At 51.0% G+C, this 11,983-nt stretch carries 13 protein-coding genes and 1 riboswitch; of the genes, 12 read left to right on the top strand and 1 reads right to left on the bottom strand.

Going from position 1 to position 11,983, the window contains the following annotated elements; translation table 11 throughout:
• Nucleotides 1–271 precede the first annotated feature (271 nt).
• Both M4I36_RS03585 and M4I36_RS03580 read left to right on the top strand, forming a co-directional pair.
• Nucleotides 272–904: an MBL fold metallo-hydrolase gene (locus M4I36_RS03585; protein ID WP_258110294.1), complete on the top strand. Its 633-nt coding sequence runs from the start codon at nt 272–274 to the stop codon at nt 902–904.
• A 56-nt stretch (nt 905–960) separates the two neighbouring features.
• Complete coding sequence (locus M4I36_RS03580) at nt 961–1,932, top strand: RluA family pseudouridine synthase (RefSeq protein WP_258110293.1); 972 nt, start codon at nt 961–963, stop codon at nt 1,930–1,932.
• A 44-nt stretch (nt 1,933–1,976) separates the two neighbouring features.
• Here M4I36_RS03580 and M4I36_RS03575 read toward each other — a convergent pair whose 3' ends face one another.
• Nucleotides 1,977–2,393, bottom strand: a complete 417-nt coding sequence (locus M4I36_RS03575) for an acyl-CoA thioesterase (protein WP_258110292.1) — start codon at nt 2,391–2,393, stop codon at nt 1,977–1,979.
• Between the two features lie 139 nt (nt 2,394–2,532).
• Between M4I36_RS03575 and M4I36_RS03570 the strand changes: the two genes are divergently transcribed.
• The 10 genes from M4I36_RS03570 to M4I36_RS03525 all read left to right on the top strand — a co-directional run bounded on the left by M4I36_RS03570 (nt 2,533) and on the right by M4I36_RS03525 (nt 11,979).
• A complete protein-coding gene (locus M4I36_RS03570) occupies nt 2,533–3,546 on the top strand; it encodes a M23 family metallopeptidase (RefSeq protein ID WP_258110291.1) in 1,014 nt (337 codons plus the stop codon).
• A gap of 172 nt (nt 3,547–3,718) precedes the next feature.
• The gene (locus M4I36_RS03565; protein WP_258110290.1) at nt 3,719–4,216 is read left to right on the top strand and encodes an acyl-CoA thioesterase; all 498 of its coding nucleotides are present in this window, start codon (nt 3,719–3,721) and stop codon (nt 4,214–4,216) included.
• On the top strand, nt 4,197–5,207 hold the full coding sequence (locus tag M4I36_RS03560) for an asparaginase (protein ID WP_258110289.1): 1,011 nt from the start codon (nt 4,197–4,199) through the stop codon (nt 5,205–5,207). Before M4I36_RS03565 ends, M4I36_RS03560 begins: the two co-directional genes overlap by 20 nt.
• Before the next feature lie 94 nt (nt 5,208–5,301).
• Complete coding sequence (locus M4I36_RS03555) at nt 5,302–6,594, top strand: O-antigen ligase family protein (RefSeq protein WP_258110302.1); 1,293 nt, start codon at nt 5,302–5,304, stop codon at nt 6,592–6,594.
• Nucleotides 6,575–8,227, top strand: coding sequence for a hypothetical protein (locus M4I36_RS03550; protein ID WP_258110288.1), 1,653 nt, complete (start codon nt 6,575–6,577; stop codon nt 8,225–8,227). The genes M4I36_RS03555 and M4I36_RS03550 overlap by 20 nt, the downstream gene beginning before the upstream one ends.
• Complete coding sequence (locus tag M4I36_RS03545) at nt 8,211–8,981, top strand: hypothetical protein (protein ID WP_258110287.1); 771 nt, start codon at nt 8,211–8,213, stop codon at nt 8,979–8,981. The genes M4I36_RS03550 and M4I36_RS03545 overlap by 17 nt, the downstream gene beginning before the upstream one ends.
• 147 nt (nt 8,982–9,128) lie before the next feature.
• A riboswitch (cyclic di-AMP (ydaO/yuaA leader) is annotated at nt 9,129–9,255 on the top strand.
• 114 nt (nt 9,256–9,369) lie between these two features.
• Entirely contained in the window at nt 9,370–9,525 is a 156-nt protein-coding gene (locus M4I36_RS03540) for a hypothetical protein (protein ID WP_258110286.1), read from the top strand.
• A 243-nt stretch (nt 9,526–9,768) separates the two neighbouring features.
• A complete protein-coding gene (gene rplS, locus M4I36_RS03535) occupies nt 9,769–10,110 on the top strand; it encodes a 50S ribosomal protein L19 (protein WP_258110285.1) in 342 nt (113 codons plus the stop codon).
• A 216-nt stretch (nt 10,111–10,326) separates the two neighbouring features.
• Nucleotides 10,327–11,208, top strand: coding sequence for a ribosome biogenesis GTPase YlqF (gene ylqF / locus M4I36_RS03530; RefSeq protein WP_258110284.1), 882 nt, complete (start codon nt 10,327–10,329; stop codon nt 11,206–11,208).
• A gap of 129 nt (nt 11,209–11,337) precedes the next feature.
• Complete coding sequence (locus M4I36_RS03525; protein ID WP_258110283.1) at nt 11,338–11,979, top strand: ribonuclease HII; 642 nt, start codon at nt 11,338–11,340, stop codon at nt 11,977–11,979.
• Nucleotides 11,980–11,983 lie beyond the last annotated feature (4 nt).

Raw genomic sequence — 11,983 nt, 5'->3', positions numbered from 1 at the left:
GACCTCCAGCGCCGAGAATACTTGGGGTGCAGACCCCTGGGAAGGTAGGACGTTGCCAGGCGAGAGAGACGAACGAAGGCCCCGAGTGTGGGGGTGCAGAGAGGAAGACCATCTCTGTCCACCCTCCCCTCGGGGCTTTTATCTGTTCCTCATGCGCTATGATTCTGTTGGCGAGTGCGGCCTTGAGAAAGGTTGATTGCATTTCTAGAGGCGGGTGTGTACGCTGATAGCGGATCGGACGTGAGGTTCAAGATGGGGGAGTGAATCTCGATTGGAAATCAGCCCAAAAATTCACTTGTTAGACGGCACCGAGGGGAGTTTTAGTTATCTGGTGTTAGGGGATGAGCCTGTTTTAGTCGATACAAGTTTGGCTTCACGCAGAGACCGTTTGGTGCGGAGCTTAGAGCAGTGTGGCTTGAAGCCGACCGACTTGGCACACATCGTGTTGACGCATATGGATGTAGACCACATTGGCAACGCCAAATGGCTTCAGGATGCATCGGGAGCTACGCTGTGGGCTCCAGAGGTAGAGGTGCCCTACATTCATGGAGAAAGAAAAGCGCCAGGCTTGCGGGGACTGATTCAAACGATGATGAAGGTCGAACGTCCAAAAGTCACGGCGACTTTTCGAGAAGGCGAAAAAATTGGCGGGTTGGAAGTCATACCAGCACCGGGGCATACCATCGGACACGTCTGCCTCTTGAGTGGCGATGTGTTGTTAGCAGGTGATTTGGTCAATACTCGGAATGGCAAACTACGTCCTTCCCCGGGGTTTTTGACATGGGACAAGGTGGCTTTGCAGAAGTCGCTTCGGGATGTTGGCCGAAGGTCGTTCGATTGGGTCTGCCCCGCACACGGTCGGCCAGTACCACGGGCGTCGTGGTGGGATGTGTGGATGAATTAGGCATGGGCGAAGGATAGAAGCCTGTTCTTTCGGTCCAGAGAGAGGAAGTCAAAGCATTGGTCGAACATGTCATCACGGAAATGCAGGATGGGAAAAAGCTACATCGGGTAGTACGCCAAATGTTGCCCGGTGTCCCATTGTCGGGCATCTACAAGATGTTGCGGACAGGTCGGGTCAAACTGAATGGCAAAAAAGCAAAAAGTGAACAGGTCGTATCTACGGGCGACCTATTGAGTATATGGATGCAAGAAGAGGACTACGAAGAGGTCCGCAAGTCGCCAAAAAAATTTTATGGGGTGGATTCCAACATCGACGTACTGTGCGAAACGGATGGCTGGATGGCGGTCAACAAACCAGCGGGAGTGCTTACGCACGATGCTCCAGGCGAATATAAAAACACCTTGGTAAGTCAAGTTTTGGCGTATCTTTACCGAGCCGACCAGTTGTCGTCGGACACGTTTACGCCAGCTCCCGTTCATCGACTGGATAGGAACACGAGCGGCATCGTTCTCTTCGCCAAAAATGGCGTGGTAGCGCGTGAGCTATCGGATGCACTACAAAGTCGCGATGTCGAGAAAAGCTACTTGGCACTCGTGGTAGGTACGGTCATCAAAGGCGGCACGGTTCGCTCTCGCCTGGAAAGAGTGTCCGGGAACCGCACAGAAGTGTCGGACGAAGGGGTTCTCGCGATGACGGACTACTATCCGATAGCCAGTGCTGGTGAAACAACGGTAGTCGGGCTTAAATTAGTGACCGGGCGTACTCATCAAATTCGCATTCACATGCGCAATGCTGGCCATCCACTCGTTGATGACGTCAAATACAACCCTTCTGCTTGGCGTGAGGTCAAACGTCAAGGGATTGAGTCAGGTGTGCATCAGTGGCTACATGCGCTGCGAGTCGTTTTGAGAGACGGACAGGAAATTGTAGCACCCATTCCCGAGCCCATGCGTCGAAAATTAAAAAGCTTGGGCTATTCGGACGCGCAAATTCGGGAAATGGAGGGATTTCGTCCGCCTTCTCGTTAGATGGCGAGCTGTTCCTCAAAACACAAGAGTCCCAACAAGTGACATCAAGTCTCATGGTTGGCGACCGATAGATGGCGGCGGATGGCGTCTGGCACTCGCGTCGGGCGCCGCAGTTTTGCTTCCACAGTGACTACGATAACGATTGCGTCGAGGACCAGTTCACCTCGCTGATTGTCTATGCATTGACGCATTTTGAGGCTCGTGTTGCCCACTGAGATCAGTTGGGTCTCTACCCTCAAAGTGTCGTTTTGCCTTGCTTCTTTGCGATAATTGGCTTCTATCCTCGCCAAAACTGTGATGACATCCAACCCCAAGAGATACTCATAATCCAATCCACGCCGCTCAAACCAGTCTTCTCGCCCCCACTCTAAATACTCTAGGAACTTGGCGTTATTCACATGGGCATTGACATCAATTTCTGTAGAGCGAACTTGAAAGCGAATCTCCGAAATGGATTCCATGTTTTCATCCTCCATCCATCGTTCGAAATCTCGGCGCAGCACATAAAGAATTGGCTGAGTTTTTTCGTGGCATAGCGAGCTACCAAAGCGGAAAAGGTAAACCGTGAAGTTTTGCCGTATGGAGAAAGGGTGCACACGTATGCGGAAAAAATGGGATTTCGTGTTGCTTGGCATGATATTTATGAGCATCACCAACCCGCTGATGCTGGTTCATGCCGCAACTCAATCCAAGGTTTCCCCTAAGATATTATCGAAACAAGATACACGACTGGAGCCGCTTTACAAGAAGTATGGTGACAAGTACGACGTTCCCTGGTCCATTTTAGCAGGTATCGATCGATACGCGGAATTGACAAAGTCAAAACAAGGCCGATTGGAGGCACCCTTTTATGGATTTGCCTTTGACGAATTGGCTTGGGCAGGACTTGCTAACCCCCTGACGGACGATTATAATCCGACCACCATTCGCTTGTTCGGAGGACTTGGCGTGGATGCGAATGGCGATGGACTTGCAGCTCCGTTTGACGCGCCAGATCGCATTGCCGCTCTTGCGAGTTGGCTTGACCTCGAATCTGGCGAGGATGACTTTTCTGACGCCGTTTGGAACCTGTTTCAAGACCCAGTTGCGATGGACCGAGTTTTCGCGTTTGCTCGCATCTTCCAGGCCTTTGGTCTCCATCCGCAGGGCCATTGTTTCCCCATTAACAAGCGATATAACTACTCAGTAAAGCACACGTTTGGTGCTGGGCGTAGTTTTGGAGGACGCAGAATACACGAAGGTGTGGATATTTTCGCCTCATACGGTACGCCCGTCTTGGCCTGTAGTTATGCTTACGTCGAGTTGCTTGGATGGAACCGATTCGGCGGTTGGAGAATCGGACTGAGGGACGGGGACAATTATTATTACTATTACGCGCATTTGTCCTCCTTTGCAAAGGGTTTAAAACAAGGGGATTTAGTTCAGCCGGGTCAAGTGATTGGCTACGTAGGTTCGACCGGATATGGACCGCCAGGGACGGCAGGGAAATTTCCTCCACACTTGCACTTTGGCATTTACAAAGACACGGGTCTGCACGAATGGGCATTTAGCCCATCAGGACTGCTTGCCAGCTGGGAACGGCAAAAACAGAGAATAGTCGGGCCACACAGTTGATGTTACCCTCGGTTCGCTCTACAATGATGAAGGACTTTGTAGGATTGCGTGTAAACTAATCTATCGCGCGTTGTCAATGCATCGAAAGCAGCATCGATTCGCCCGCTTCGCGAGTTGCAGGAATTTCATATTCGTCTTCCTGTCTGTTTTCGATAAGAAAGGAATTTTTGATATGGACGGTAAACCAACCTCGGCCTCAAGGACAGTCATGACGGATTTAGTCCTGCCTCCGGACACAAACAATTACGGGACGATTTTTGGTGGTAAAGTTATGGAGTATGTGGATAAAATCGCCAGCATTGCGACCATGCGTCACTCGCGAATGCCTGTGGTCACAGCGTCTTCAGATAGTCTTGACTTTCTTCAGCCCATCAAGGTGGGAGAAGCTATTCGGCTCGAGGCGTTCGTTACGTATACCCATAGAACTTCTATGGAGGTGTTTGTGAAGATTGAGTCGGAGAACCTTCTTACCGGAGAAGTCAAGCTGACCGGAACTTCATATCTGACGTTCGTGGCACTTGGCACGGACGGCAAGCCGACCATCGTACCGCCGGTGATTCCTGAAACAGAGGAAGAGCGATGGCATTACCAAACAGCGCCAGAGCGTTTTGAATATCGAAAACAGCGCAAACAAGAGAGGGTGAAGCAGCGTGGGGACATTGCTCGTTGAAGTGATTCGTGGTGGGTTGGTGGAGAGCGTTCATAACGGGGACATTGCGGTTGTCGATAGGTTTGGTCAAATTCACGCGTCCCTGTCCGATCCCGCTCGGGTCATGTATGCACGTTCTTCTGCCAAGCCTTTGCAGGCGCTTCCCTTGGTCACGAGCGGCGCGGCGGATCATTATCAACTGTCTCCGCGAGAACTTGCATTGACGTGTGCCTCTCACAACGGAGAAGAAATGCACGCCGCATTGGTTCTGGAGTTACTTTCTCGTGCTGGCTTGTCCGTTTCGGACCTGCGATGCGGGGTTCATTCTCCTTACTATATTCCATCGTATGAGACTCTCTTGAGAGAAGGTCGAGAACTCACCGCTGCGTACAATAACTGCTCCGGTAAGCACACGGGTATGCTCTTGTTGGCAAAGTACCTGGGCGAGCCATTAGATACGTATCTTGGAGCGGACCACCCGGTTCAGCAGCGAATTTTGGACGCAGTCGAAGTGGTTTGCGAGGTGGACAAATCGTCCATCCATCTGGGGGTGGATGGATGTGGTGTGCCCGTCTTTGCGCTTCCGCTTGAGCGCTTCGCACTGGCTTACGCAAAATTTGCGGCGGCCACGGTAACCGCCGAGACCTCACAAGAGGCGGCGATGGCCAGAATTGCCAATGCCATGATGAGCCATCCCGAGATGGTTGCAGGTACGGACCGTCTTTGCACCGATTTAATGGCAGCTGCACCAGGCAAGATTTTGGCTAAAGCAGGTGCAGAAGGTGTGTATTGCGTGGGCTTGCCAGCGCATGGTCTTGGAATTTGTGTCAAAATCGACGACGGGAACGGGCGCGCGGCTGGTCCGGTCATTGTCGAGGTACTCTCGCAACTTCGAGTATTGGACGACGAAGTTTTATCCCAATTATCAAAGTGGCATCGTCCCACATTACAAAACCATGCGGGGACCCATGTGGGCGAGTTGCGTCCCGTCTTTCAATTGGAGCGCGCATGACTTTTGGATTTGGAGAACACTCGGCTAGAATGGATGTTGACTACCATAGAGTCGGGTTGTTCACCTCGACTTCTGTTAGGAGTGTGTTTGTTTGATGATCAATGAAACGGAGCAATCGAGGCCAGAGATGATGAAGCGCCTTCGCCTCGGTTTGCGCCACCATCCGATTGCACGGTGGGCTATGATTTTATACATGGCCTATCCCCTCGTGGATTATACATTACGATTGCCATACATCCATCCGATCGGAGTCATCTGGGACGGTATCGTGCTCATCATTCTCTTTGTTGTTGCGGTGCGCCGATGGTTGAGTGGGGTTCGACCTTCGTGGTTTATGTGGCAAAAATTCGCTGGATGGTATATCGCCTTTGGTTTTGCAATGATGTTTGCAAATTTGGGACAACCCATTCTGGCAGTGCAAGGACTGCGCGATGACATTTACTACATGCTGTACACGTTCCTCATGCCTTTTGTCATCGACGAAGAAGATGTCCCACAACTGCTCCACGTTTTGGGGTCGCTTGCGGTTCTGGTTGGGGTTAACGGCATTTACCAGTACGTGACGAAAGCACCTATTCCTGTGGATTTCGTGGATACGAACGAGCATGTCCGCACCCGAGTTTTTTCGATATTGCAGAGCCCCAATGAGTTGGGGGCTTTTATGGAATTGACGATACCTCTACTCATCGGACTCTTTATGCGAGAACGAGATCATCGGTTGCGAAAGTTGTTCTATGGATTTGGGGTAGTGGTGTGTCTCGCTACGCTTTTGTTCACGTTTACGCGAGGAGCATGGCTCGCTTTCGCGTTGGCGATGGTCATCTCGGCACTGTTATTTGACCGCAGATTGTTCTTAATTGTACTCGTGGTTGCGGTAGTTGGTTTTTTCTTGCCGCCCATTCACCATCGTGTCGCAGACTTGTTCTCGCCAGTATATCTTTTGAAGTCTGCGGAGGCGGGGCGCATTTCTCGGTGGTTGACGGCGTTTGACAAAATGGCGGCAAATCCGCTTTTTGGAGCCGGGTTGGGAAGATACGGAGGACAGGTTGCGGCTTTCTATCGTCATGGCATTTATTCGGACAACTATTACGCCAAAACCCTTGGCGAATCGGGCTTGGTTGGCTTGGTTCTATTCGCTGGAATTCAAGTCAGTCTGTTGTTTGAAATCTATCGCAAAGTTGTTCGGAAAGCATTGGGAAGGGACAGATTCTTGGCCATCGGTTTGTTTGCTGGGGTTTTGGCCGTAGCCATGCACGATTTTGTAGAAAATGTATGGGAGTATAATCCAATGGTCGCCTTGTATTACGCAGTGGTTATCTTGGCTCTGATTTGGGGCACGCGAAAGTTTGGCAAAGGGGGGCAACAGGATGAATCCGTCAAAGACTAGTCGACGCTGGATGTGGTTGGTATACCTGTTGTGGGCTCTCTTTGTCAATGGGTTTAACATGTGGGTTATCGGCCCACTGGTTAAGGATTTGGCGTTGCTTGGGGTCATTGCTGTTCTGCTCATCATTTTGTTGTGGCTGACGAGCATTCCTGCTTATGCTCGAAAAAAGTGGATCACGTTTACGGTCTTTGCTCTGTTATTAGGACAAGGGCTGTCGAGTGTCGCGTTTTACCCGACCGATTCTCGCATTATTTACAGCGTGATCATGCTTTTGGGTTTGTTCTTTCTGGCGCTCTTCATTACCAAAGCTGGCTGGCGAAACATTCTGGTCAGCACGCTCGGCATTCTCGTCGCCACGATTTGGCTCCCTGTTTCCGAATGGCCGTTTTTGACGCACTTCACCATTGCTAAAGAGGGACGCATGAGTCTGATTCCCGCCGATATCCCGGCGCTACCCTGGGCGGTCATCAATGGTAAGAACGGGCAGAGCTTGGTGACGTTGAGTCTCGCCGTTCCCACCAAAGCACAATTGAAGGAATTGGCCAGCGAATCAACTCACTCAAAAAATTCCCTCTACAATTTGTTGCAGTCAGCGGACCATGAGTATGAATTGGTACAGATTCGACATGTCGGCGGACACACAGAAGTTCGTCCATTACCTCCCAGAGATATGGGGAAGATACAGCCATGGGATCTCATTTCATCGACTTTTCCATTTGCCATCTCGCATTGGAAAGTGGTTGACAATCACGTCATTACCTATTTGAGTCCCACGCTAGATGCTGAGAGTGCGACGAGTTTAGGTCTCGAGCCAGTCAGTTATCCGGGGAATTTTCTTGCGCTGTCCCAGCAGGCATGGGATACCGATATGTCCGAGTGGCAGGAAGCGGTCACAACTGCTGGTTCATCTATGGTTTTGCCCGCATTGGAAATACATCATAACGTCTTGGAAGGCGAGTGGCATGGGGCCCCGATACACGTGCCTGTGAAAGGGCAGATTGTTCTTAGTGAAGGTTCCTTCACCAGCCGCGGAGCGCATCAAGTATTGGTGGAGGGTGCAGATATTCTCCAAGTGGTTGACTTGAATTCACAACAAGTGGTCGGCACGTATCATGCGACGCTGACTCGCGGCTTGCCACATAATATTGTCACGGGTCCATTGCGTCAGGGTGGACGGGATGCCATTTTTGTCAATGCGACGCCAGCGTATATTTTGACGGTCCAAAAGGATGGTCAATTCCATCTTGTGTATACCGCTCCGAATGACTCGCTGCGTTTTGAAGCCGTCTTGCAGTCGAAGCCCAGTGACCCGCCGGAAATCATCACGAACGACCCAAGTGCCCTTCGGGATGTTCCAACGCGATACTTTACATCCTATACGTATCGGCAGGGTCAACTGTACCGGAATTGGCGTGTTTACGAAACCAACGTTGTCAATGTGCAGCCGATTCAATGGGTGGGCGGTCGAGAAGACCTTGCCGTCTCGATTTACGGATCCGGTGAATATCTAATTCTCCGGCGTTCTTATTTGCCTGTTCTACCTGCGACGGCGGTTGCGTTCGTTTTGATTTGCCTGGTAGGTTTTGGGCTGCGCATTCGGGAGAGGAGGTCGTCGCGTGTCCAGTCATCGTAAAGTATGGAAACGCGCTTCCGCATGGGGGATCGCGCTGCTTGGTTGCACCTTCCTCGTGGGGTGTTCGCCAAGTATTCAACAGCCGTTGGCGGGGATGACCCCTGTCTCGTTTCAAAAAATTGCTCCAAATGGCTGGTCGGCCATTCTTGCGTCAGTGCAAAAAGGCACACAGTTGAAGAAGTATCAAATCAAGTCAAAGGTAGAGGTTGTGGACAACTCTTTGCATCCTTATTACGCCACCTATGGTTCGATTCAAAAGCCGGACAAGGTGTCGATGAGCGTTCATGAAGGGGACTTTAACATTGACTTCTTTCAACAAGGGAAGTCGGCATTTTCCTTCATCAACGGTCATTGGTCTGTGGCCACGCCGCTGTCAAACCCAGATGTCTTTCCGACTTATCTACAAATTCTTGAAGGTGCAGCCAAGACAGGTGCGCCGGTCTACTTAGAACCAACACAGTACATTGTCGACGAGTACTGCACGGTCTATGCGGTAAAAGTCCCTGCCGCAGCGGTGGAACAATTAGCGGAGTGGGACGGAGGCGAAGTGTTTTCGTCGAGTTCCCCAGTGTTGATGACTTTGATGATTGGAAAGCGAAATGATGAATTGCGGGAGGTCCAAACGACATCGGTTGGTTCCTTGCCAAACATTGGGCCGATTGAATTGACTTCGACCACGGTGCTATTCAATATGAACAAAAAGTATGCGGATGTTACAGTCCCCGCTTCACTCGTTAAGCAAATGAAGGATTGACAAGTAGCCTACGGCTGATGGTTTTGTTCTTCCGTACCCAACTCTCTGCGGGACGGATTCCGGGTGGCAGGAGTGGCTATGTTCATTCCTGCCACCCGTTGTTTGAGAAAAAGTGTGGCATCCATACTGGAAATGATGTATACTGAGGATGTTCTATCGCTGAATTCCATGAGAAGCGGAGAAACCAATCTTTTGGGGTGAATCGCGCAAGTAGCGTAGGGAAGCCTGCTCCCAAACCCGTCAGCTAACTCCGTAAGCGTTGTAGGTGGTGTTACCCGTGTGACGCGCTATCATGCTTAATGAGGCCTATGTGGCGAGCATGTACGTCCACAGAAAACTTCATGGAATCCGCGGTAGGCACAAACTTGCCTCCGAGGAGATGATTGGATTGAAAATGCAAGCTGAGTTGCCACAGTGGGAACGAGACCAAGAAATCATGTACAGTTTGCAGAAGTTACTTCCCTCGTCTCGTGCCGACTCCATGTCTTCGCAAGAGGATGTTCCTTCCTTGAAACAGCCAACTGACGCTCCCAAATCTCATTGACGGATGTCTCGCAAGGTGTCTGCCTAGGAACGATAGTCTCATATGCTTTGGGCGTCACACTGAGTTATTTTCAGGTGGCGCCTTCGTCAGCGTTAGGACTTGTTGGTCGCATGGTGGCGAGCTCTAAAATGGGAAAGTTGCAATGCGATGCCGTACTGTGGTATGCTACGGCGCGTGACTACGGCGGTCCTCTGTCAGTCGGCTGAACTGGCACGAACGCGGCTGTGAAAGGAGGAATTCCTTATGAACTTATTGCAATTGGTGGCCCGTGAACAACTTCGCTCTGATATTCCGAGTTTTCGTCCTGGAGATACAGTGCGCGTTCACGTGAAAGTACGAGAAGGTCAACGAGAACGCATTCAGGTGTTTGAAGGACTGGTCATACGTCGTCGTGGCAGTGCCATTAGTGCCACCTATACTGTACGGAAAATTTCCTACGGTGTTGGCGTAGAACGGACTTTCCCACTTCATTCTCCCAAAGTTGACAAAATTGAAGTGATGCGGCGCGGTAAAGTACGTCGAGCCAAACTATACTATCTTCGAGGCTTGTCTGGGAAAGCTGCACGTATCAAAGAAATCCGGTAGTAAAGTTGCATAAAAATTACACTGGCATGGTTGGCTGTCTGGCTCCATGCGTGAAGAACGGGAGGCCATGGTCTCCCGTTCTTGTCGTCGGTAAAAGGGCTGTTGGATTTGACCATAATCCCGGCGCGGACTCCCGTGGCAAACAGGCGGCATTTCCTGCTGGTTAAATCGATTCTGCATGAAGGTCGCTATGGACTGTTGAGAGGACGGAGTACATTGCAAAACATACAGTGGTTTCCTGGTCACATGGCCAAAGCTCGAAGAGAAATGACGGCCGCGATGAAGGCTGTCGATGCGGTGGTAGAGTTGGTGGATGCAAGGTTGCCATTATCGAGCGCTAATCCGATGCTGAGTGATATCATTGGAGCCCGCCCCCGTGTCATGGTTTTGACGCGCGCGGACATGGCAGACAGGATTCAAACAGAACGTTGGCTCTCTCATTACCGAAAACTCGGGATGGCTGCGATTGCTGTCGATGCGAAGTCGGGCGAAGGCATCAAACAGATTGTGCCGGCTTTGGAAGCGGCGGCTACTTTGAAGCGTGAGCGCGATGCGCGCAGAGGCATTCGCCCAAGACCGCTTAGGACGATGGTGGTCGGCATTCCAAACGTCGGTAAATCATCGCTCATTAATCGATTGGCGCAGCGGGCTGTGACGAAGACGGGAGATCGGCCTGGAATCACTAAAGCACAGCAATGGATACGAATTGGCCCTGTCGATCTACTGGATACGCCAGGAGTCTTGTGGCCCAAATTTGACACGGCGGAATCTGGTTACATTTTAGCTATGAGTGGGGCAATTAAGCCGGAAATCCTGGACACGGTCGATTTAGCGATGCATTTAGTGGTTTTTTTGGCAAGGTCGTACCCACAGATTGTGGAAGATCGGCTTGGTCTCACGCCGTCTTCCTTAGCAACCGTGGACTTTCAGTCGACGGACGATGTGGGTCTGGTCGATGGCGAACTGTCCAATTTGGCCATCCGCCGTGGAATGTTGATGTCCGCAGCACGGCCAGACGTGGAGCGTTTGTCCGAAGCCTTAGTGCGAGAAACACAAACTGGGAAACTTGGTCGCATTACCTTTGAATGGTGTTCGTGAAATTTGATGTCGTGAACCGATTCACTTCAACATTCTTCTATGGTGGCTGTTCAAGAATACCTAGTTCAAGGTAGACTGGCGACAAGGTGTTCGTATGATGGGATTGCACAGAATGGAGACAGCGAGTGAATGGGTAGGCGAGACTTATCGTCACGAAGTATGTTTGAAGATTGGCTCACCGGCGGGATGTCCACCATTGCTGGGGTGGATGAAGTAGGGCGAGGTTGTCTTGCTGGTCCCGTAGTTGCGGCCGCAGTCGTTCTGCCGCGGGAGTTTGCGGCCTTAGGCAGTCTTGATTCCAAGAAATTGACCAGTCAGGCGCGAGAGAGGACGGCGGCAGCGATTCGAGAAGTCGCAGTCACGGTTGCTGTTGGTCAAGCCACAGTAGAGGAAATTGACCAACATAATATCCAACGTGCGTCCTTATTGGCCATGTATCGAGCGGTCGCTCAATTAGATTCAAAGGTCGACATCATTTTGGTCGACGGTGTGACAAATCTTCGGTCACTGGTAGAGGATACGCCGTCGCTCGCAGTCATTCGAGGCGACGAGCGTTGCCCGTCCATCGCAGCTGCTTCAATCGTCGCAAAAGTATGGCGGGATCATTATATGCGAACGTTGAATTTAAAATTTCCCGATTATGCGTTTGACCAACATATGGGGTATGGCACAAAGAGGCACTTGGATTGCCTTCAAAGATTTGGACCCACTGAACATCACCGCTACAGTTTCGCACCAGTGCAAAGGTTAGCGGGTTTGAGAAAAGGGTGAATGT

The sequence above is a fragment of the Alicyclobacillus sp. SP_1 genome (assembly GCF_024706985.1).
Classification (GTDB): Bacteria; Bacillota; Bacilli; order Alicyclobacillales; family Alicyclobacillaceae; genus Alicyclobacillus_I.
Note: the sequence above shows the minus strand (reverse complement) of the source record. Positions and strands in the feature narration are given on the sequence as shown.